This window comes from Ruania zhangjianzhongii, from assembly GCF_008000995.1.
Taxonomy (GTDB): Bacteria; Actinomycetota; Actinomycetes; order Actinomycetales; family Beutenbergiaceae; genus Ruania; species Ruania zhangjianzhongii.
Map to the genome: position 1 here is coordinate 42,884 of NZ_CP042828.1, position 21,173 is coordinate 64,056.

Consider the following 21,173-nt stretch of genomic DNA (forward strand, 5'->3'; position numbering starts at 1 on the left):
GGTCAGAGCAGAGCGACGGCGGCGTCGACCGCAGCAGCCACGTCACCATCCGGTGGGTACAGCATGGCCCGGCCGATCACCAGGCCGAGGGCGTTCTCGCAGGCCAGAGCTCGCTGCCACAGGGTCAGGGCAGCGTCCGGATTCTCCGGGACCTCACCGCCGAGCAGCAGACAGGGCAGCGTGGTGGCGGCCAGTACCCGCTCGATATCGTCCACGGCGGGCAGCTTCAACCAGGTACGGGCCGAGGTGCGGCCCAGCCCGCTGGCCACCGTGATGGAGCGGATCACCGCATCGGGGCTCAGGTCGTTGCTCAGCCGCCCGCCGGAGCGGGTGGACCAGAACGGTTCCACCATCGCGGTCAGGGACCGCCCGGCCAGGTCGTTGACGGCGCCCGCACACGCGGCGAGAGTGCGTGGGGTGGCGGGGTCGGCCGGGTCGAGTCGGAGCAGCATCTTGCCGCCGTCGAGCCTTGCCTGGGCGACCCCCTCGGCGTCGTAGCCGGTGAAGCGGTCGTCCACCTCGAACACCGAGCGGGCCAGCCCGCCGCGGTTCATCGATCCGAACACCAGCTTCCCGTCGAGCGCACCGAGCACCGCGAGATCCTCGATCAGGTCCGCGGTGCCGAGGAAGCCGTGCACCCCCGGCCGGGCCAGCGCCTGCGCGCAGCGGGCCAGCAGGTCGGTGCGGTTGGCCATCGCCAGGTCGTCGCTGCCGGCGCCGAGCGAGGCGCGGGCCGGGTGGTCGGCGGCGATGATCATCAACCGGCTGCCCGGTGCGGGCATGCTGCCGGGTGGGCGGGCTGCGAGCGCCTGCGCGATCCGCTCCGGGTGGTGCGCACGCAGTTCGGCCAGGTGTGAGGGATCGGGTACGGCGGTCATTCCGGTCCTTCTGCAGTCGCGGCGGCACGGGCGCTGAACGTGGCGGCCGTGGCCGCACCGGCGCGGGCGTTCACCTCGGCGACCGGTACGCCGGCCAGAACATCGGCGATCTCCGCCGCCGTGGGCATCGCCGTGGAGCACTCCAGGCGGGAGGCGACGATCGCGCCGGCCACGTTCGCCGATTCGATCAGGCGCTGCAGCGGCCAGCCGGTGAGCAGACCGTGGCACAGTGCACCGGCGAAGGCGTCGCCGGCGCCGAGACCGTTCACCACCTCGATCGGCGCCGGGGGAACCACTACCCGCTCCGTAGCGGTCTTGGCCAGCGTGCCCGCGGGACCTTGCTTCACGATCGCCAGCTCCACCCCGGCCGCCAGCAGCGCGTCGGCAGCCCGTTCCGGGTCGCTCTCCCCGACGGCGATCTCGCACTCCTCCCGGTTGCCGACGGCGACGGTGGCATGCGCGAGCGCCTGCTGCAGCTGTGCCGTGGCCTGAGTGGGGTCCGGCCAGAACATCGGCCGATAGTCCAGATCGAGCACGGTGTGCCCGCTCTTGGCCCGGCGGGCGAGCGCGGCGTGGTGGGCAGTGCGGGACGGCTCCATGCACAGCCCGGTGCCGGAGACCCAGAACAGCGCTGCGCCGGTGATCAGGTCCAGCGGCAGCTCCTCGGCGCGCAGCTGCAGGTCCGGTGCACTGGGCTGGCGGTAGAAGTACAACGGGAAGTGATCCGGCGGGAAGATCTCGCAGAACGTGACCGGCGTGGGCAGGTCCTCCACGGTGATCACATAATCGTCGCGGACCCCGAGGCGGCGCATCTCCGCGCGGACATACCGGCCGAAGGGATCGTCACCCACCCCGGTGAGCACTGCCGCGGGAGTGCCCATCCGAGTGGCCGCGACCGCCACGTTCGTGGGGCTGCCGCCGAGGAACTTGCCGAAGCTGGTCACCTCGTCCAGGCCCACGCCGATCTGCAGCGGGTACAGGTCCACACCGGCCCTACCCATGGTGACGACGTCCACGTCGAAGACCTCCTGATCAGGCCGCGCCGCAGCGGCGGCGGTCACGGCACTAGCTATGGATCACTGCCCAGAGTCTGCCCCATCTGAACCCCGCAGCGCATCCTTATGTCCTAACATATGAACCTATCAGTACTGATTTGTCAGTTCGCCGGGACGCAGGGAGGGCGATGATCACCGACGATCCAGCAGTGGTCCGGGTGGAGCTGGACCGCAGCAGCCCGGTGCCGCTGTACCACCAGCTCGCCACGGCGATCGAGCACGCGATCGAGTCCGGGCAGCTGGTGCCCGGCCGGCGCCTGGAGAACGAGATCGCACTCGCTCAGCGGCTGCGCGTGTCCCGGCCGACGGCCCGGCGCGCGCTGCAGGAGCTGGTGGACCAGGGGATGCTGGTGCGTAAGCGCGGGGTCGGCACCCAGGTGGCGCCGGTGCGGGTGCGGCGCAAGGTGGATCTGTCCAGCCTGCACGATGATCTGCAGCGCAGCGGCCGGCACCCGAGCACCACTGTGCTGGAGTACAGCGTGGCGCCGGGCAGGGCAGAGGTCACCGAGGCGCTCGAGCTGGCCCCGGACGCCGATGTGGTGACCATCCGCCGGATCCGGCTGGCCGACGGTGAACCGCTCGCGCTGATGACCAACCACCTCGCCCTGGAGATCGCCCCCAGCTACGAGGAGCTCGGCGAGTCCGGGCTCTACCACGCACTGCGGCGGCGGGGGGTGGAGATCCACATGGCGCACCAGCAGATCGGCGCCCGGATCGCCACCGCCGCCGAGGCGCGGCTGCTGGCAGAGAAGCCGAAGGTGGCGCTGCTGACCATGGAGCGCACGGCCTACGATGCGGCCGGCCGCGCGATCGAGCACGGTCAGCACGTGTACCTGGCGTCCCGGTACAGCTTCGCCACCACGCTGTTCGCCTCCTGAGCGCGCCCGCCGCACCATCCCCTGCCCGCGCCAGCCCCCGCGCCCGGCCCGCACCGCGCCCATTGTCGCGCCCGGCCCCCACCCTCCTCTCCCCGCGCGTGAATCGATTCACGCGTTACTTGCTGCACGGGGTCGTGCTCTGCGGTATCGACCGGACGGGCGAAGTATCGAACTGCCCGGGCAGCCGGGCAGCCGGGCAGCCGGGCCCGCCGTTGGACCTCGCCCGCTCAGCACCCCCGTGCCAAGATCGATGCTGTGCGTACCTCCCGGACCGGCCGCCCCACCTTGCCCCGGCTGTTGCTGCCGCCGTGGGCCTACCCGTTGGTCGGGATCGGTGCGACGCTGATCGGTCTGCTGCCCTGGTTTCGGGGCGGACTGCAGCTGCCGTTGCAGAACCTGTGGGCCACTCCCACGCTGCCGGGGGATATGCCGCTGGTCCTGGTGCCGCTGAACCAGTACTACCTGGACACCATTCTCGGCCTGTTCGTCACAGCGGGGGTGGTCGGTGGGGTAGTGGCTCGGGCGGCCCCGCCGGCACACCGCGCGCTCAGTGGTGGGCTGACCGCGGCCGGGGCGTTCCTGGCCTTCGCGTTCGCCTGTGTGCAGTCCGCGCTGGTTCTCGCCGAGGGTCTTGCTGAGCAGGACGATCGGTCCAGCACCTATCTGGTCCTCGTGGTGGCCTGGGCGGCGGCCAGCGGCCTCGCCGGGTTGCTGGTGCTGATCCTGCTGGCTCGGGCACCGAGGGCCGGAGCTACGGTCGCGATGGCGATCGCGGCACCGGCGGTCGGCAGCTGGGCGCAGACCCTCCTCGCGCCGTCGATCGCACTGGCCTCGCCAGCGGCGCAGACCGCCGTCGGGTACCTGCACTGGCTGCCCGCAGTGCTCGTGGGGGTAGCACTGGCATGGTGCGGGGTACGCACCTCCGGCCGGATCGGCGCCTGGGTGATGAGCCTGGTGCTCCTCTGGGTGGTGCCGGCGGTGCTCACGGTGATCGGGTATCTGGCCGGCTTCCGCGCCAGCGGCGGTGTGATGGAGAGTCTCGGCTCGGGTCTGGACCTGCTCGGTCTACTGCTCGCCCCCGATATCGCCGGCCCGCCGGTACTTCTGGCGCTGGCGATCGGCGTGCTCGGCTCGGTGAGCATCTGGATCGTGCTGAGGATCCGGGCACGCCGGGCGGACCGCTGGGCACGCGGCACCATCGACGAGAACGAAGAAACGGCCCGCGACCACCAGTGATCGCGGGCCGTTCCAGGCAACCGTTAGGCGACGCCGAACGTCTCCGGTAGCCACATCGACAGTGCGGGGACGAACTGGATGATCAGCAGCATGATGATCAGCGACACGTAGAACCACATCAGCGGCCGGAAGACCTTCTCCACCTTGACCTCGGCTACCTTCGCACCGACGAATAAGACCGGCGCCGAGGGTGGACTGATCACCGCGATGCACATGTTGAACACGATCATGATGCCGAAGTGGACCGGGTCGATCCCGTACTCCACGGCGATCGGCAGGAAGATCGGCGTAAAGATCAGCACAGCCGGGGTGGCGTCCAGCGGGATCCCGATGATCAGCAGGATCACCATCATGATCAGCAGGAAGACGACCTTGGAGTCGGTGATCGAGGTCATCCACTCCGCGATCAGCTGCGGCACCCGCGCATAGGTCATCGCGAACGACATGATCGTGGACAGGGCGATCAGGAAGATCACCACGGACGAGGTCCGGGTGGCCTGCAGCAGGATCTGGTAGAAGTCGCGGACCTTCACCGCCCGGTACAGCAACGCGAGTACGGCCGAGACGACCACGGAGACTGCGGCGCCCTCGGTCGGGGTGAAGAAGCCGAACATGATGCCGCCGATCACGATCAGCACCAGCAGCAAGGACGGGATCGCGCGCCAGAGAACCAGGAGGAAGAGCCGGAACGTGGGGTAGCCGTCACCGCGCAGGTTCGGGCGTTTGCGCGCGTAGAGCCAGACGATCACCAGACAGGCGAAACCCCAGAGGATGCCGGGGATATAGCCGGCGAGGAACAGCGCCCCCACGGAGGTCTGGGAGACCAACGCGTAAACGATCAGCGTGTTCGACGGCGGGATCAGCATCCCGGCGGGGGCGGAGGCGACGTTAGCTGCTGCCGCCCAGCGCATGTCGTAACCATCGGCGCGCTGCCGGGGTGCGATCGAAGATCCGACTGCGGCGGCACCGGCCAGCGCCGATCCGGAGATAGATCCGAACAGCATGTTCGCGACCACGTTGGTCTGGGCGAGGGCACCCGGTGCCCGGCCGGTCACCACTTTGGCCAGGTCGATGAGTCTGGTGGCTATCCCGCCGTTGTTCATGATCGCGCCAGCGAGCACGAACAACGGGATCGCGAGCAGGGCGAAGGAGTCCAGACCGTTGAAGATCTTCTGCGCACTGGTGAATGCGCCCTGTTCCGGGCTCTGCAGGATCACCAGGCTGATCGCCGCCGGGAGACCGATCGCCACGGAGACCGAGACGCCGATGGCCATCAGGCCGAACATCCCGATGATCAGGATGCTAGTGACGAGGAATGCGTCGTTCATGGTCTACAGCCCCTCATCCATCAGCTTGTCCAGGTCGGTGTCGTCGCCGCCCTCGGTGATCGCCTCTGCGGGCGTGCGGAGCAGATCGATGATGTGCAACGCGCTGTAGATCGCGATCAGGGCTCCGGCGATCGGCACCACCAGGAAGATCTGGCCCTGGGTGACCGGAAGGAGCTGGACGATGCTGGTCCAGCCGGCGGAGACGTTCGCGTACCCGCCGTAGATCATGATCCACACGGCGAAGAAGGCAACGATCAGGTGCGCAAGGATCGATACCCCACGCACCGCCGTCACCGGCATCTTGCGTACCAGCCAGTCGATGGCCACGTCATCCTTCTCGCCGATCACGTAGGCAGCGCCGATGATGCCCTGCCAGATGAAGGCGTACCGCGCGCTGACCTCGGTCCAGGGCGCGGAGATGTCGAAGAACCGGGTAACGACCTGTGCCAGGACCAGCGCCACCATGGCCGCGAAGAGGATGACGCAGAACCAGCGGAGGAAGACGTTGAGTCCGTGGTGGAAGGCGTCGAGTGCTCTCACTCATCGCTCCGATCTCTTGTGGTGTCCCGTCTGCGGACGCTGAGGCGGGAGAGCATATCGGTAGCGGCGGTTCGGGGGCCGGTGCATGGGCACCGACCCCCGAACCGTCACCAGGAAGTGGCTCAGCTGCCCGAACTCGCCGGGAACTCCTCGTTCGCGGCCTGGACGGCGTCGAAGAGGCCCTGCCGGACGTCATTGTTGATCGACTCGTCGATCAGCGGCTGGACCGCCTCACGGAAGGCCTCGATGTTCACGTCGTCGTTGAACTCGGCACCGGCCTCCTCCGAGGCAGCGCGAGACTCTTCGGCGTAGGTGATGAAGCCGGAGTTGGCCTGCTCCACCACGCCCGGGATCAGGTCGGTGAGAGCCTGCCGGTCCTCGTCGCTCATCCCATCCAGGGCGGTGCTGCTGATCAGCAGGTAGTCCGGGATCATCAGGTGCCGGGTATAGGAGTAGTACGGCGCGACCTCGTCGTGCTTGAGGGCGTTGTAGACGGTCTCGTTGTTCTCCGCACCGTCGAGCACACCGGACTGCAAGGCGGTGTAGACCTCACCCTGACCCATCGGGGAGGCGACTGCGCCCATCATCTCGATCATCCGCACCTGGGAGTCGGACTGCTGCACGCGCAGCTTCAGCCCGGACAGGTCCTCGGGTTCCACGATCGGCTGGGAGGCGTTGTACACGTTCCGCACACCGGAGTACACGCCGGCCAGCACGGAGATGCCCTCGGAGTCCTCGAGCGAGCTGTACAGGTCACCGATGACCTCCTCGTCACCGAGGACGTCGGCCTGCGCCTCCTGGCTGTCGAACATGTACGGGAGGTTGAAGACGATGAAGTCCGGGTTGAGGGACTCCAGCACCGGGGCGCCGACCCACATCATCTCGACGCTGCCGTCGGAGACGTTGTTGATCACGTCGGACTGGGTGCCGAGCAGCTCGTTGGCGTAGACCTCGATACCGTAGCGGCCGTCGGTGGCCTCGCACAGATCTTCGCCGAGCTGCACGCCGGCCTGGTACTGCGGGTGCTCCTCGGTCTGGTTGAACGCCAGCCGCCAGGTGGTTTCCGGGTCGCAGGAGCCGGCGTCGCCGCCGCCTCCGCCACTGTCCCCGGAACCGCACGCGGCCAGTCCGAGCGCAACGGACGCCGTGGTGACCGCTACGGCGAAAGCTTTCTTACGTGTCATGGCAATTCTCCAGACCCTAGAGGGGAAGGGTGGCGCAGGTGCGCCGTGGGGGACGGGGGTGGATCCGGCCAGAGAGCCGGCCCCGGATCGACGCCGACCAGGGCGAGGACGCACCACCAACAGGTGGGGGAGTGGAGCGTTCCATAGGAGACCTCTTCGTCCGGTGGTCGTCGGTTCTTTATGACTGCGGGTATCCGCATCGATCTCGGGAACATAGCCAGCCGATCCCGACAACGTCAATAGTCATACCATATTGTAGCCAATAGTGATACCAAAGTGTGACCAACGCGGACAGACGAGTGTCCGAGCACCACGACAAAGGGCCCGAAGACACCATCAGCGTCCTCGGGCCCTGCGCGTGCTCGCGGCTACTTGCGGATGACCTTCTCCACCGACATCACCAGCACCACCCGGTCGGGCGAGTCCGGCGGCGGCTGGGTGTCCGGCATCCCGTAACGGCGGCCCAGCTCGACGTAGAACGCTCCGGTCGGATCCGGCTCGGCGGATACCAGGGTGCCGAGCACCTCGATGAACTCGTACGGGTTCGACGGGTTGCTGACCTCGAGTGCCATCCCCGGGTTGGCCTGCAGGTTGCGATACTTCCCGCGCTTGGTGGTGTGCGTGAACTTCACCCGCTCGCCATCGAAGGCGAACCACATCGGCTCCACCTGCGGGGCGCCGTCGGGCCGGACGGTGGCCAGATGGCCCACGATCGGGTCCTCGAGCAGGAACAGCAGGTCCGCGGGAATCTGTGCCATGCCCTCAACCCTACGACGGCGGTCAGCCCCGGGGTAGGAGCCGTCGCCGTGATCTCAGCGCGTGGCCACCTCCGCGGGGCGGCGGCTCACATCCGCTCGGGTGCGGCGATCCCGAGCAGCTCCAGCCCCTGAGCCAGGGTGCGCCGGGTCAGGTCCACCAGGGCCAGGCGCCGCTGGCGGACCGGGTCCGGCGAGGCCAGCACCGGGCAGGCTTCGTAGAAGTCGGTGAAGGCACGGGCCAGGTCATAGCAGAATCCGGCGAGCCGGTGCGGCTCGAGGTCGTCGGCGACCGCATCGAGGACGTCGGTGAGGGAATCGGCGGTGAGGATCAGCGCCCGCTCCGCCGGCTCCAGCGCCGCGCCGTCCAGCGCAGGGGCACGCTCGGGAACGTGCAGTCCGCGTTCGGCAGCCCGGCGCAGGATCGACGTCAGCCGAGTGTGCGCATACTGCAGGTAGACACCGGTGTTGCCGTTGAATGCGGTCATCCGCTCGGTGTCGAACACGTAGTCCTTCACCCGCGAGCCGGACAGATCGGCGTACTTGACCGCGCCGATGCCGGCCTGTTCGGCGATCCGCTGCAGGGTGTCCTGGTCCAGCGCGGTGCCCTTGGCCTCGGCGCCTTCGGCCACCACCGTCTGGGCGGCGGCAACCGCCTGGTCGAGCAGATCCATCAGCCGCACCGTCTCACCGGACCGGGTCTTGAACGGCTTCCCGTCCGGACCGAGGATCGAGCCGAAGGACACGTGCACGGCCTGGACGTCGTCGGTGAGCCAGCCGGCACGCCGCGCCGCCTCGAACAGCAGCCGGAAGTGCAGCGCCTGCCGAGAATCCACCAGGTACAGGATGCGGTCCGCCCCGAGCTCGGTGATCCGGTACCGCAACGTCGCCAGGTCGGTGGTGTCGTAGCCGTAACCGCCGTCCCGCTTGCGCACCATCAGGGCGGCGGGCTGCCCGTCCGGCCCGGTCACCTCTTCGGAGAGCACCACGAGCGCACCGTCAGAGGTGACCGCGATACCGCTCTCGGTCAGCTCGGTGGCAACGTCGTCGAGCAGGTCGTTGTAGGAGGACTCCCCGCGGGAGTCCCGAGCACTCAGCTGGATGCCGAGCCGGTCGTAGACCCGGTCGAAGTAGAACTGCGACTCGGCCACGATCTCCCGCCAGACCGCGAGGGTCTGCGCATCCCCGGCCTGCAGAGCGACCACCCGCTGCCGAGAGCGGTCAGCGAAGGCAGGGTCAGCGTCGAACTGTTTGCGTGCCTCCCGGTAGAGGGTGTCCAGCGCGGACACGGTGCTCGGCTGGTGGCTGACGCTATCGATCTCGTCGTGGCGCCAGGGCTGGTCCGGGTTCTCGGTGATGTACTGGATCAGCATCCCGAACTGCGTGCCCCAATCGCCCAGGTGGTTCTGCTTGAGCACGTCGGACCCGAGGAACGTCAGCACCCGCACCAGGCAGTCGCCGATCACCGTGGAGCGGATGTGCCCCACGTGCATCTCCTTGGCGATGTTCGGCCCGGAGTAGTCGATCACCGTGCGCACGCCGGCCTGGCTGGACGCCACTCCGAGCGAGCCGAGGGTCGGTCGGCGCGCCGCGCCTCGGCCTGGGCCCACAGCGCCTCGTCGGCCAGCGTCAGGTTGAGGAAGCCTGGTCCGGAGATCTCCACGTGCCCGACGGCGGAGCCTCCCGGGATCGCCTCGCTCACCGTGGTCGCAACCTCGCGGGGGTTCGCCCCGACCCGCTTGGCCAGGGCGAGGGCTGCGTTCGCCTGCAGGTCGGCGTGGTCGCTCGGGCGGATCAGCGGGTCGGCACCGGCCTGCTCGGGGTAGGCAGCGGCGATCGCGGCGCCGACAGCGTCGGTGAGCTGCTGGGCCAGAGTGGGAACGGCGTGAGGATCGGAAGCAGGCACCCGGTCATCATCCCATCCTTGGCGGCCCTGAGTGATCGGTGCCCTCGTGGGCACCCGACCCCGGCGCGGGCGGACATGAATCGTCGGCCTGGTCGTGGAGCAACCAGGCCGACGACTGTGCGGCTGTGCCGCGGCGTGCTCAGTCCTTGTTCTCTGGGCCGTCCGCGGCTTCGTCGGCAGCGTCCTTGGTGTCCTCAGCGGCGCCCTTGGCGGCCTCCTTGGACTCCTGCGCGGCCTCGGTCACGGCGTCGCCGGCTTCGGCTGCAGCCTCTTTGGTGTCTTCGGCCACATCCTGGGCAGCGTGACCGGCGGAGTCCTTGACCTTGCCAGCCTGTTCGCCCACCTTCTCGGCGGCGTTCTTCACGGCTTCCTTGGTCTCCTCCGCCGCACCGGCTGCGGCGGCACCGGCCTGCTCCGCCACGTGCTTGGCCTTCTCCACCGGCGTCGCGGCGGGCGCGTCGTCCCAGTACTCCTCGGCCCACGGGTCTTCGGTGGGCTGGGTGCGCTTCCAGATCAAGACGCCGGCTCCGGCGACCGCTGCGCCTACCAGCACCCAGCCGATCGTCTTGCCGACCTTGGAGCCGCCCTTGGCCTTGGCCTCCTGCTTCTTCACCGCATCGGTGGCGGCGCTGAGCACGGAGTCCGCCCGGTCGGCGGCAGCATCCGCGCCGTCGGTAGCAGCCTTGGCGGCGTTCTCCATCGCCTCGACCACTCGCGGGATGACGGTGCCGGTGATCGTGTCGTGCGCAGCGTCTACTGCGCCACGGCTCTTCTCGGCGTACTCCGCCACCTTGGGCGCAGCGGTCTGCACACCGGTGCGCAGCGCCTTCTCCACCCGAGGGCTGGCCCAGTCCACAGCGGCGTCCACCTTCGGGGAGGCCCAGTCCCGGGCGGCATCCACCCGAGGCCCGGCCCACTCCAGGCTCTGATCGGCGAGCTGGCGTGCCGCCTTGCCGGCGTCCTCGGCCTGCTCACGGAGGCGCTCGGCGTTGATCTTGTCTTGACGCGACATCTAACTCCCCTAGCTCATGGACCGCGGGCGGGCCACGGTGGTCGGTGATAGTGAGGTTGCCCGCCCCTATCGTGCCACCCGTTCGGCCCTAGTGCATACGCCACCACTCAACGGGTGCGGTCCACCAGTGCTCCAGAAGTGCGAAGATGTGCTCATGGACGCGATTTTGCACACCTCCGCCGGCGACATCCGTGTCGAGCTGTTCCCGAACCACGCACCCAAGACGGTGCAGAACTTCACTGAGCTCGCGACCGGGGCGAGGGCCTGGACCGACCCCGCCTCCGGTGAGGAGAAGAACGAGCCGCTGTACAGCGGCACCATCTTCCACCGCGTGATCCCGAACTTCATGATCCAGGGCGGGGACCCGCTCGGCACGGGTCGAGGTGGCCCCGGGTACCAGTTCGACGACGAGATCCACCCCGAGCTGAACTTCAACGCCCCGCACGTGCTCGCGATGGCGAATGCGGGGATCCAGATGGGCCGCGGCACGAACGGCTCGCAGTTCTTCATCACCACGGCGAAGACCCCGTGGCTGCAGGGCAAGCACACCATCTTCGGTGCCGTGAAGGACCAGGCGAGTGCCGCCGTCGTGGACCAGATCGGCGCCACCTCCACCGATCCGCGCGATGACCGTCCGGTGGAGGACATCGTGATCACCTCGATCGAGATCGTGGACTGAGCAGCACTGCGCTGAGCTCATCCGGCGTCGATGACGAACTACCCCTCCGCTCCGCAGCCGAATGCGGGTACCGGCGCGCCCACCTGCGCGCGACACCCTGACCGGGTCTCCTATGTGAACTGCCAACGCTGCGGGCGCCCGGCCTGCCCGGAGTGTCAGCGGCCCGCCGCCGTCGGGGTGCACTGTGTGGACTGTGTCCGCGAGGCGAACCGGTCGGTGCGTCCGCAGCGCACAGTGCTCGGCGGGCGGGTGAGTGCCAGTTCCCGGCCGGTGGTGACGATGACCTTCATCGGCATCTGCGCGGTGATGTTCCTGGCCGACTATGTAGCGCCGGTGTACCAGCTGTTCGTGTTCTCCCCGGCGATCGGCGAGTATCAGCCCTGGCGGATGCTCACCTCGGCCTTCCTGCACGCCGGCTGGCTGCATCTGCTGGTGAACATGTACGCGCTGTGGATCGTCGGCCCGTTCCTGGAGCAGATGCTCGGACGGTGGCGGTTCGTGGCGCTCTGGCTGCTCAGTGCGCTCGGTGGTTCGGTGGCGGTCGTGCTGCTCACCGATCCGGACTACTGGACCACTCCGGTGGTGGGTGCTTCCGGTGCCGTCTTCGGAATGTTTGCCGCGATCGCGGTGGTGCTACGGCGTACCGGGCGCGATGCGCGGCAGATCCTCGTGGTGATCGCGATCAACGTGGTGTTCTCGCTGATCGTCGCGCGGATCTCCTGGCAGGGGCACCTGGGCGGGCTCATGGTCGGCGCCGCACTGGGCTTCCTGTTCGCCTACCTGCCGACGGAACGCCGCACCACAGGTGCGGTGGTGGGGGTGTCGGGCACCGCCGTCGTGCTGGTGGGCCTGACTTTGCTCGCCTACGCCTGACTTTGCTCGCCTACGCCTGACGCTGCTCGCCTACGTCCGGCCCTGCTCGCCTCACTCCATCGGATTCCGTGGTGCGGGGGGCCGCGGACCCCAGGGTCATGTGCGGTTGTGCGAGCCGATCGGCGCAGGAAAGTGCCGGCCGGCCGGGCCACGAGGAGCGGATCCCGACCGGCCGGCGGACCCGGCTGAGGAAGCCGGGGGCTCAGGCCGTGGCGCGGACCTCGATCTGGGTCTTCCACGGGTCCTCGAAGCGGATGGCACTGTCCTCGGTACGGACCGGCACGCCGGCGGTGGTCAGGCGCCCGGTGAGCGCCTCCAGATCGTCGCCGTTCGGCAATTCGATGGTGAGCTGACCCAACCCGAGCGAGGCGGCCCGCGGTCCGGCGCCGGCGCTGTGCCATGTGTTCATGCCGATGTGGTGGTGGTATCCGCCAGCGGCCACGAACAGCGCCTGGCTACCGAACCGGTTCATCACGTCGAACCCCAGGGTGTCGACATAGAACGCTTCCGCGGTGGCGATGCTGCCGACCTGCAGGTGCACGTGACCGATCTCGGCCTGGGGTGCCGGTGAGTCGGCACTGCGATTGCGGTCCAGGTGGCGGAGCACGAACTGGTTCGGGTCCAGCGGGAGCGAGGACATCTCGACGCCGCCGCCCGCTGTGCGTGTCCACTGCTGGCGGGGCCGGTCCACGTACAGCTCCACCCCGTTGCCCTCAGGGTCGTCGAAGTAGAACGCTTCGGAGACGAGGTGGTCGGCCGCTCCGGTATAGCTCCGGGGGGCGTAGCCGGCCATCTGGTTGACGGAAGCGGCCAGCCCGGCCTGATCAGCGAACAGGATGGCGGTGTGGTAGAGCCCGGCGCTGCCGCGGTCGAACTGGGGAAGGTGGGTGCGCTGCTCGAGCCGCATGATCGGGGTACTGCCGCGGCCGAGCGTGGCGGTGCCGTTTGCCATGCTGATGAGGTCGAGGCCGACGCCGTCGGTGTAGTAGGCGACCATCGTGTCCAGGTCACCCGCCAGCAGGTCGACGACACCCATCGCCGTGTCCTGGGCTAGAGCGTCGCGCTGAGTGAGCGGTGCGGTCATGGTCGTGCCCTCCTCGGTTAGTTGATGCTTCAACTACTATAGCGCGGGTCGGCCGCTCTGACCAGGGGGCGGATGGTGATCGCCGCCACTCTCGGCCGTGCGCCCGGGCCAGGGAGAGAACTACATGGCTGTAGTTCTCCACAGGGATATCCACCGACGGTGGACAACGCTCACCCCGGCGGCGGACCGCGGGGCATCTGGCTGTGGATAGCTGCTGCGTCGGGGTGACACCCGTGTAGTTCTCCACAGCCTTGTCCCCACCTGGGGAGTCACATCGGTGTCATTCTCCCCAGCTGTGGATGTAGCTGTGGATAACTCGGCAGTGGGTCCCGGCGCATGGCGGGCGGGAGAGCCCTGGTCACGGCTGGGTGTTCAGCGGCGAGACGCCTGTTGTGGCGGGTGTTGGGCGCTAGAACCCAGCACAACTGCCAGATCGGTGCGGCGCCGCGCGCTGGAACCCGGCACAACGGCGCGGCGTCGGGCGCATGTGGGTGGGGCGTCGGGGGCGAGGTGGACGCGCGCCGTGGGTGGAACCGCGGTGCAGCGCGCGCACGGGTGGAGCAGGGTGTGCGGCGTCAGCGCCAGCGCATGGTCATGACGAACCCGATCATCATGACACCGAACCCGATGGCCAGGTTCCAGTTGCCGAAGCCGGGAATCGGCCCGGCGGACTGCATCAGATAGGTAGTCACCACCCAGACGAGGCCGATGATCATCAGCGTCACCATCGTGGGCGCCCACCAGCGGGGGTTCTGCTTCGGCCCCGACGGGGCCGGCGGTGGAGTGTAGGCCGGTTTCTTCCGGCGCTTCGACTCGGGCATGACGACAACTCTCCTCGGCGATGGTCCTGGCCCATCCTAGGGCCCTTTGCGGCTGAGCTCGGCCAGCGGGTGCAGCCGCCGCGCTGCGACTTGGCTCCCGGCGCTCTGAAGGCTCAGCACCGCTCCGGAGGCTCAGCCCGCTCTGAAGGCTCCCCGGCACCCTGAAGGCTCAGCACCGCTCCGGAGGCTCAGCACTGCACGGGAAGATCAGGCCAGGCCGGTCACCCCGGCGTAGTCCTGCACGGGTGCGGCCCCCGTCACCTGGTACTCCAGCAGCAGGCCACTGGCGGTGCGGCTCTGCTCGGTCAGCTCGAGGCCGACGGCGCTCGGCAGCTGCGGAAACAGGACGCGACCGGTGCCGACGAGAGTCGGCGCGAGGGCTAGCCGCACGACGTCGACCAGACCCGCCGCAAGGAGGGTGGCAGCGAGGCGAGCGCTGCCGTGCACCTGCAGCTCCCGCCCCGGCTGCTCCTTTGAGCTCGGAAACCGCTCGGACCGGGTCGCCACCGAGCACGGTGGTCGGGCTCCACACCCCCTCGGTGAGCGTGGTGCTCACGACGTACTTCGGCAAGCTGTTCATCCGTGCGGTGAAGGGGTCACCGGGATCGGTGATCTGCGGCCAGTCGCGGGCGAAGGCCTCGTAGGTGCGCCGTCCGAGCAGCAGCCCGTCCGCGTGGTCGAGCCATAGGGAGGTCTGGTGCACCAGGTTCGGCGTCCAGGTAGGGCACGAACCAGCCTCCGCGGGAGAACCCATCGGTGGTGTCCTCATCGGCAGCTCCCGGCCCCTGGCTGACGCCATCCAGGGAGAGGAACTGGCTGATCGCGATCTTCACGCGGCCTCCCCTTCGGCGACCTCGGCCAGGGCAGCGGTGACCGAGCCCCAACCGTCGAAGAAGCCCAGCTGCTCGTGCCGGCGTCGCTCCGCCGGGTCGCCGTGGCGGACGATGACTCGGTAGTCGGTGCCCTCCTCGCGCTCGGTGAGCAGGACCTCAGCGGTCATCGCGACCGGGGCGGGTGCGGCGGGGTGCCATCCGCTGTCCACGGCATTGGTGAAGACCAGCCGCCGGTGCGGCTCGACCAGGAGGAATATCGAGTCGGTGTGCGGGACGTACTCGTGACCGTCCTCGCTCATCCGGGTGACGAACCCGCCACCGGGCTGCACCTCGAGCCGGTCCACCCTGGTCAGGGTCGGTGCCGGGGTCCACCAGCGCTGCAGCAGCGACGGCGTGGTCCACGCGTCCCACACACGGTCGAGCGGAGCACGGATCACTCGCTGCAGAGTGAGATCTCGGTCGGGGTCGATCACAGGTCCTCCATCGGTGGTGACACCAGAGCTTCGAGCCGGTCGGTCCGCTGCTCCCAGCGGCGGCGCTCCTCGGCAAGCCAGTCGTCGAGGAGTCCGAGGCGCTCGCGGTCGAGCGTGCAGGTACGGACCCGCCCGCGTTTGGCGCTGCGCACCAGCCCGCTGCTCTCCAGTGTGCGGATGTGCTTCATGAACGAAGGCAGCGTCATCTCGAACGAGCCGGCAAGTTCGCTGACACTGCATGGCCCGCCTCCGAGCCGACGAACTACTGCCCGCCGGGTGGGATCCGCCAGGGCAACGAAGACGCGATCCAGCTCGATCGAATGCTTAGCCACCTGGCACAGTATTGTCGATCGAAACACTTAGCGCAAGGGCTAAGTGTTTTCGCTCAGCTGCGACGGTAGATGACGGCGAACCCGTCCCACCCCTTCATCCCGACGGTCTGCAGTGCCGTGGCGTCCAGCCGCGGATCCTCGGCGATGGTGCGCAGCGCGGTCCGCACGCCGATCACGTCGGGAGCAGTGGACTCGGAGTCGGCGACCCGACCCTGCCGGGTGACGTTGTCCAGCACGATCACGCTCCCGGGCCGGGTGAGGGCCATCGTCGCTTCCAGATAGGCGGGATTGTTCGGCTTGTCCGCGTCGATGAACACCAGGTCGAAAGGCTCGGCCGGTTCCGCGACCAGTGCAGCCGAGGTCGCGGTCGCCGGACCGACCCGGATCTCCACCCGATCGCTCATCCCGGCAGCGGTGAGGTTCTCCCTGGCCACGGCGGCGTTCTGCTCTTCCAGCTCCAGGCTGACCACCCGCCCCTGCGGGCCCACCGCACGCGCCAGCCAGAGCGTGCTGTACCCGGCGAGCGTGCCGAACTCCAGCGCCCGGCGGGCACCGATCATCTCGCCGATCAGCGAGAGCAGCTTGCCCTGCGGCGGGGAGACGGCGATCCCGGGGGCGGTCGTCCGGGCGTCACCCCGCGCGGTATCGATGAGCGCCTGGTCCTGGCGGACCAGCTCGTCGGTGAAGTAGTCGTCGACGGCGGTCCAGTCCCGGGGAGAGTCCATGCGGTCATCCTGGCATCAGCAGGCGGCTCGCCGCGAGCAGGGATGGTGGCCCGCACCGCTGTGTGGGGTCTCATCCGGGCGGGCGCAGCGCCCGGTGGTCGGGATGGTCACCCGTGCGGACGGCCACCGTATGCTTCTGCTATGGGTCAGTCACCCGAACAGCCACCGCAGCCGCCGAACCGCACGGGCATGTCCCTCGGTGTCGCTGTGGTCGGTGTGCTCGCCGGACTGATGTTCGCCACGAATGCGTCTCTGTTCGCTGATTCCTCGGGCCGGCAGCCGATGAATCTGCAGGAGCTGGTCCGCTCCGAGAACGATCGGCTGGAGGAGACCAATACCGAGGTGCGGGACCTGCAGGCCCAGGTGGACGAGCTGGTGGCCGCGCAGTCTCGAGCGAACCCGGACGTGGCCGCGAGCCCGGAGCTGAGCTTCGCCTCTGGTCGCACCGCCGCCGAAGGTGCGGGAGTGACGGTCTCGCTCTGGGATTCGCCGCTGATCCATGACATCCCCGAGGGTTTCCATGCCGATGACCTGCTGGTGCACGAACAGGACCTGTGGGCGGTGCTGAACGCGCTCTGGGTCGGCGGTGCCGAGGCGGTCACCGTGCAGGGGCACCGGGTCGGTCCGCTGACCGATATTCGCTGCGTCGGCAATGTGCTCCTGCTCGACGGCTACACGTACTCCCCGCCGTACACGCTCTCTGCGATCGGGGATCAGGACGAGCTGCGCACTGCACTGGACGAGTCCGAAGCCGTCACGGCCTACCGCACCTATGTGGACGCCGTCTCCCTGGGCTGGTCCGTCGAGCAGCAGGACTCGCTCACCATGCCTGCGATCGAGGGCGGTCTGTCCATGCAGTACGCCCGGCTGCCCGGTGACGAGCCGATCACGCTGGACGCTCCGCCGGGCAGTGGGTCGTGAGCACGTTGACCGACATGCTGGACGAGGCGCAGCAGGATCCGCCACCGCGGCGGCACGGGCGCAAGTCACGACCGTCGGTGGGCGCGGCGATCGCCGGTGGGCTCGGGGAGCTGCTGATCACCGCAGGGGTGCTGCTCGCGCTGTTCGTGGTGTGGCAGCTGTGGTGGACCGACGTGGAGGGCGCTCGGTCCGCGAACATCGCGATCGAGCGGTTCGAGGAGACCATTCCCGAGGCCCCGGACAACGTCGGGGGCCCCCGGACCGATGAGCCACCTGAGGAGCTCGTGCCGGCCGAGGGGGATGTGTTCGGCACGCTGTACGTACCGGACTGGGGCCAGGACTACCGGATGCCGATCGCGCACGGGGTGGACCGTGCCTCCGTGCTGGACGCCGGCCGGGTGGGGCACTACCCGGAGACCGCGATGCCGGGGCAGATCGGCAACTTCTCCGTGGCCGGGCACCGGCAGACGCACGGCAAGCCGTTCTACTCCATCGACACCCTTGCCGAAGGGGACTCGGTCATCGTGCAGACGGCTCAGGCCTGGTACGTCTACACGGTGACAGCTCATCAGGTCGTCCGCCCCGATCAGGTGGACGTGATCGCTCCGGTGCCGGGGGACCCGGGGGTGGAGCCGACCGAGCGGATGCTCACCCTGACCACGTGCCACCCGCTCTGGTCGATTGCCGAACGCTACATCGTGCACGCTGAGCTGGACCACTGGATCCCGCTGGACGATGGTCACCCCGCCGAGCTGGAAGGAGGCCAGTGATGTACGGCTGGATCTGGCGTCATCTGCCGGGACCTGTGCTGGTTCGCCTGGTGCTCGTGCTCGCACTGCTGACAGCAGTGGTGGCGGTGCTGTTCCTCTGGGTGTTCCCCGCGATCGCCCCGCACATGCCCTTCAACGACCAGACCGTAGGAGGGTCGGCGTGAGCGTGAGGAGCCCCCGCGGAGGGACGGCGAGGAACGAGCTGTGCCGGAGCGAGGCACCGCAGCGCTTAGGCAAGGAGAAATCGACATGAGCCGCATTCTGGTGATCGACAACTACGACAGCTTCGTCTATACGATCGTCGGCTATCTGCAGGAGCTCGGCGCCGAGACCACCGTGCTGCGCAATGACGACCCGGCGCTGCGTGCGCCGGAGGTGCTCACCGGTTATGACGGTGTGCTGATCTCCCCGGGCCCGGGCACCCCGAAGGAGGCCGGGGAGTCGCTGCACCTGGTCGACCGATGCGCCCGCACGCAGACCCCGTTGCTCGGCGTCTGCCTCGGCCACCAGGCTCTCGGGGAGTACTACGGTGGCACGGTCGGGCACTCCCCTGAGCTGATGCACGGCAAGACCTCGCAGGTCGAGCACGAGCAGGAGGGGGTGTTCGACGGGCTACCCTCCCCGCTGACGGCTACCCGCTACCACTCGCTGGCGGTGCTCGCCGGGACCGTGCCGGACGTCCTGACGGTGACTGCCACCACCCATGGGGACATCATCATGGGTCTGCAGCACCGCAGCCTGCCGCTGCACGGGGTGCAGTTCCACCCGGAGTCGGTGCTCACCGAGGGAGGTCACCGGCTGTTGGCGAACTGGCTGGCGATCACCGGTGACGACGGCGCACCCGCCCGGAGCGTAGGACTGGCTCCGTTGGTGGAGGGGTCCGCTATCCCCACGAACTGATCCGCACCACTGCTCCCGCAGCACTGGTCCAGCGTCCGGCCGGACGGCTAGCCGCCGTTGTTGCCGTTGCTGTCCGCGCCCGCGTCGGTCTGGTCGTTGTTGTTCCCGCTCGCATCGGCCTCGCCACTGGCGTCCGCGCCGGCGTCATCGCTCGGTGACTCGGTGTCGCCGGACGCGTCATCACTCGGCGACTCCGCGTCGCCGGACGGGTCATCGCTCGGCGACTCGCTCGGCTCATCGGTCGGCTCCGGCACCGGTATCGAGACCACCAGATCGACTGTGGTGTTGTTCGGCACCGTGCTTGCACCGGGGTTCTGGTTGAGCACTCGACCGGCTTGTCCCTCGTCCTCCTGCTCGGTGATGCTCGAGCTCAACCCGAGATCGTTGAGGATGTTACGGACTTCTTCCAGGTCACGGTCCACCAGGTCGGGCAGCTCCACGTTCCCGGTGGCGATGACGATCTCGATCGGGTCATCGGGGTGGGCCATCGTGCCCGCCTCCGGCTCGGTACGGATCACATCGTCCTGCGCCACGTTCGGCACGTCCTCGGTGGCCACAGAGAAGCCTGCCGGATTGAACCCTTCGCTCTCCAGCCGCTGCCGCGCCTGGTCCTGGCTCATCCCGGACACGTCCGGTAGCTCCAGCTCGCCGGGACCGGAGGAGAAGACCACCTCCACCGAGCTGCCCTCGTCCACCATCGTCTCGGTCTCCGGGGTCCAGCTGACCGCCTGGTCCTCGGGGACGTCGGGATCAGCGACCGGGTCTCCGACCACCAGCTCCAGGCCCTCGCTGCCGCCTTCGGGCACGACTTCCAGCAAGGCAGCTCGGGCCTCGTCCTGGGTCATCCCAGCCAGGTCGGGGACGGCCACCTGCGCCGGTGGCGGTGGCGGTGGTTCCGGTCGGTTGATCAGCAGGATCGCGATCGCCGCGGCGGCGAGTACGGCGACGATCGCCAGCACCCACACCAAGGCCTTGGACCGCTTCGGCTTGTCCTCGTCCGTGGCGTCGCCCAGCGTCTCCCGACGGCTGGGGAACACGTCCGGCGGTGCGGTGCCTGCGGCGCCGAGGACCTGGGTGGCGGGGGCGGCGGCTGCCGCCGCCGCGAGGGACGGGGCCTGCACCACGCCGTCGGAGATCGCTGCGTCCAGGTCGGCGCGGAACTCCGCCGCGGTGGCGTAGCGGGCGTCCCGGTCCTTGGCCAGGGCCTTCATCACGATTCGGTCCAGCGGCTCCGGAACGTCGCCGGCCACTTCGCTGGGCGGCTTCGGGTGCTCGCTCACGTGCTGGTAGGCCACTGCGACGGCGGAGTCTCCGCTGAACGGGGGCTGTCCGGTGAGCAGTTCGTACAGCAGGCAGCCGGTGGAGTAGAGGTCGGAGCGGGTGTCCACCACCTCGCCCCGGGCCTGCTCCGGGGAGAGGTACTGTGCGGTACCGACCACGGCCTGGGTCTGGGTCATCGTGGCCGAGGAGTCCGCCATCGCGCGAGCGATACCGAAGTCCATCACCTTCACCGCTCCGGTGGGGGTGAGCATCACGTTCGCGGGCTTGATGTCCCGGTGCACGATGCCGGCGTGGTGGGAGTACTCCAGCGCGGCCAGAACGCCCTGGGTGATCTCAACGGCCTCGTCCAGCGGCAGCGCGGAACCGTCCTTGAGCAGGTCGCGGACGGTGTGCCCCTCCACGTACTCCATCACGATGAACGGGATCGCCACCTCGGCACCATCCACGCCGGTGGTCGCCTCGTCCCCGGTGTCGTACACCGAGACGATCGCCGGGTGATTCAGCGATGCGGCGGACTGGGCCTCCCGGCGGAAGCGGGCATGGAAGCTCGGATCGCGGGCCAGGTCCGAGCGGAGCATCTTGATGGCCACGGTTCGGCCGAGCCGGTTGTCGCGCCCGATGTAGACCTCAGCCATCCCGCCACGACCGATCGGCTCGCCGATCTCATAACGACCGGAGAGCACTCGGGGAACGTCGTTCACCACTTAGC

General features: G+C 68.7%; 25 protein-coding genes. 8 read left to right on the forward strand and 17 right to left on the reverse strand.

The genetic code is table 11. The annotated features are described in order from the left end of the window. Positions 1-2: 2 nt before the first annotated feature. Together FU260_RS00405 and iolC are read right to left on the reverse strand one after the other, a co-directional pair. Positions 3-878: a Cgl0159 family (beta/alpha)8-fold protein gene (locus FU260_RS00405; protein WP_147915263.1), complete on the reverse strand. Its 876-nt coding sequence runs from the start codon at positions 876-878 to the stop codon at positions 3-5. Continuing rightward, positions 875-1,939 (reverse strand): 5-dehydro-2-deoxygluconokinase, encoded by a 1,065-nt coding sequence (gene iolC, locus FU260_RS00410; protein ID WP_280527386.1) that lies wholly within the window; start codon positions 1,937-1,939, stop codon positions 875-877. The genes FU260_RS00405 and iolC overlap by 4 nt, the downstream gene beginning before the upstream one ends. 122 nt (positions 1,940-2,061) lie before the next feature. Here iolC and FU260_RS00415 point away from each other — a divergent pair, with 122 nt between their 5' ends. Next, positions 2,062-2,811 (forward strand): GntR family transcriptional regulator, encoded by a 750-nt coding sequence (locus FU260_RS00415; RefSeq protein WP_147915264.1) that lies wholly within the window; start codon positions 2,062-2,064, stop codon positions 2,809-2,811. 255 nt (positions 2,812-3,066) lie between these two features. After that, entirely contained in the window at positions 3,067-4,047 is a 981-nt protein-coding gene (locus tag FU260_RS00420) for a hypothetical protein (RefSeq protein WP_147915265.1), read from the forward strand. Positions 4,048-4,070: 23 nt separating this feature from the next. Here FU260_RS00420 and FU260_RS00425 read toward each other — a convergent pair whose 3' ends face one another. The 7 genes from FU260_RS00425 to FU260_RS00450 all read right to left on the reverse strand — a co-directional run bounded on the left by FU260_RS00425 (position 4,071) and on the right by FU260_RS00450 (position 10,772). Then, positions 4,071-5,375, reverse strand: a complete 1,305-nt coding sequence (locus FU260_RS00425; RefSeq protein WP_147915266.1) for a TRAP transporter large permease — start codon at positions 5,373-5,375, stop codon at positions 4,071-4,073. A 3-nt stretch (positions 5,376-5,378) separates the two neighbouring features. After that, positions 5,379-5,915, reverse strand: a complete 537-nt coding sequence (locus FU260_RS00430) for a TRAP transporter small permease (RefSeq protein WP_147915267.1) — start codon at positions 5,913-5,915, stop codon at positions 5,379-5,381. Positions 5,916-6,037: 122 nt separating this feature from the next. Beyond that, positions 6,038-7,099, reverse strand: a complete 1,062-nt coding sequence (locus FU260_RS00435) for a TRAP transporter substrate-binding protein (protein WP_147915268.1) — start codon at positions 7,097-7,099, stop codon at positions 6,038-6,040. A gap of 368 nt (positions 7,100-7,467) precedes the next feature. Continuing rightward, the gene (locus FU260_RS00440; RefSeq protein WP_147915269.1) at positions 7,468-7,857 is read right to left on the reverse strand and encodes a PPOX class F420-dependent oxidoreductase; all 390 of its coding nucleotides are present in this window, start codon (positions 7,855-7,857) and stop codon (positions 7,468-7,470) included. Between the two features lie 86 nt (positions 7,858-7,943). Beyond that, positions 7,944-9,413, reverse strand: a complete 1,470-nt coding sequence (gene argS, locus FU260_RS00445; RefSeq protein ID WP_244951255.1) for an arginine--tRNA ligase — start codon at positions 9,411-9,413, stop codon at positions 7,944-7,946. After that, positions 9,380-9,760, reverse strand: a complete 381-nt coding sequence (locus FU260_RS23945; RefSeq protein WP_244951256.1) for a hypothetical protein — start codon at positions 9,758-9,760, stop codon at positions 9,380-9,382. Before FU260_RS23945 ends, argS begins: the two co-directional genes overlap by 34 nt. A gap of 139 nt (positions 9,761-9,899) precedes the next feature. After that, a complete protein-coding gene (locus FU260_RS00450; protein WP_147915270.1) occupies positions 9,900-10,772 on the reverse strand; it encodes a hypothetical protein in 873 nt (290 codons plus the stop codon). A gap of 154 nt (positions 10,773-10,926) precedes the next feature. On the opposite strand from FU260_RS00450, the gene FU260_RS00455 reads away from it, so the two are divergent. Continuing rightward, positions 10,927-11,451, forward strand: coding sequence for a peptidylprolyl isomerase (locus FU260_RS00455; RefSeq protein WP_147915271.1), 525 nt, complete (start codon positions 10,927-10,929; stop codon positions 11,449-11,451). Positions 11,452-11,481: 30 nt separating this feature from the next. Continuing rightward, positions 11,482-12,324 (forward strand): rhomboid family intramembrane serine protease, encoded by an 843-nt coding sequence (locus FU260_RS00460; protein WP_147915272.1) that lies wholly within the window; start codon positions 11,482-11,484, stop codon positions 12,322-12,324. Between the two features lie 202 nt (positions 12,325-12,526). Here FU260_RS00460 and FU260_RS00465 read toward each other — a convergent pair whose 3' ends face one another. The 7 genes from FU260_RS00465 to FU260_RS00490 form a co-directional block, all read right to left on the reverse strand. Continuing rightward, complete coding sequence (locus FU260_RS00465; RefSeq protein WP_147915273.1) at positions 12,527-13,408, reverse strand: VOC family protein; 882 nt, start codon at positions 13,406-13,408, stop codon at positions 12,527-12,529. A 575-nt stretch (positions 13,409-13,983) separates the two neighbouring features. After that, on the reverse strand, positions 13,984-14,229 hold the full coding sequence (locus FU260_RS00470; RefSeq protein ID WP_147915274.1) for a cell division protein CrgA: 246 nt from the start codon (positions 14,227-14,229) through the stop codon (positions 13,984-13,986). A 207-nt stretch (positions 14,230-14,436) separates the two neighbouring features. Then, positions 14,437-14,736, reverse strand: a complete 300-nt coding sequence (locus FU260_RS23950; RefSeq protein ID WP_244951257.1) for a dihydrofolate reductase family protein — start codon at positions 14,734-14,736, stop codon at positions 14,437-14,439. Positions 14,737-14,825: 89 nt separating this feature from the next. After that, on the reverse strand, positions 14,826-15,062 hold the full coding sequence (locus FU260_RS23955; protein WP_244951258.1) for a hypothetical protein: 237 nt from the start codon (positions 15,060-15,062) through the stop codon (positions 14,826-14,828). Next, positions 15,059-15,535, reverse strand: coding sequence for an SRPBCC domain-containing protein (locus FU260_RS00480; RefSeq protein ID WP_147915275.1), 477 nt, complete (start codon positions 15,533-15,535; stop codon positions 15,059-15,061). The genes FU260_RS23955 and FU260_RS00480 overlap by 4 nt, the downstream gene beginning before the upstream one ends. Beyond that, the gene (locus FU260_RS00485; protein WP_147915276.1) at positions 15,532-15,867 is read right to left on the reverse strand and encodes an ArsR/SmtB family transcription factor; all 336 of its coding nucleotides are present in this window, start codon (positions 15,865-15,867) and stop codon (positions 15,532-15,534) included. Before FU260_RS00485 ends, FU260_RS00480 begins: the two co-directional genes overlap by 4 nt. Positions 15,868-15,920: 53 nt before the next feature. Beyond that, the gene (locus FU260_RS00490) at positions 15,921-16,592 is read right to left on the reverse strand and encodes an O-methyltransferase (protein ID WP_147915277.1); all 672 of its coding nucleotides are present in this window, start codon (positions 16,590-16,592) and stop codon (positions 15,921-15,923) included. 141 nt (positions 16,593-16,733) lie between these two features. On the opposite strand from FU260_RS00490, the gene FU260_RS00495 reads away from it, so the two are divergent. The 4 genes from FU260_RS00495 (at position 16,734) to FU260_RS00505 (ending at position 19,183) form a co-directional block, all read left to right on the forward strand. Further along, positions 16,734-17,513 carry a DUF881 domain-containing protein gene (locus FU260_RS00495; protein ID WP_187368348.1) on the forward strand — a complete coding sequence of 260 codons (780 nt, stop codon included), beginning with the start codon at positions 16,734-16,736 and terminating at the stop codon, positions 17,511-17,513. Next, positions 17,510-18,283 carry a class E sortase gene (locus tag FU260_RS00500; protein ID WP_235912128.1) on the forward strand — a complete coding sequence of 258 codons (774 nt, stop codon included), beginning with the start codon at positions 17,510-17,512 and terminating at the stop codon, positions 18,281-18,283. Before FU260_RS00495 ends, FU260_RS00500 begins: the two co-directional genes overlap by 4 nt. Beyond that, positions 18,283-18,447 (forward strand): hypothetical protein, encoded by a 165-nt coding sequence (locus tag FU260_RS23415; protein WP_168211587.1) that lies wholly within the window; start codon positions 18,283-18,285, stop codon positions 18,445-18,447. The genes FU260_RS00500 and FU260_RS23415 overlap by 1 nt, the downstream gene beginning before the upstream one ends. Before the next feature lie 85 nt (positions 18,448-18,532). Then, a complete protein-coding gene (locus FU260_RS00505) occupies positions 18,533-19,183 on the forward strand; it encodes an aminodeoxychorismate/anthranilate synthase component II (protein WP_147915279.1) in 651 nt (216 codons plus the stop codon). 47 nt (positions 19,184-19,230) lie between these two features. Here FU260_RS00505 and pknB read toward each other — a convergent pair whose 3' ends face one another. Further along, a complete protein-coding gene (gene pknB / locus FU260_RS00510) occupies positions 19,231-21,168 on the reverse strand; it encodes a Stk1 family PASTA domain-containing Ser/Thr kinase (protein ID WP_235912129.1) in 1,938 nt (645 codons plus the stop codon). Positions 21,169-21,173 lie beyond the last annotated feature (5 nt).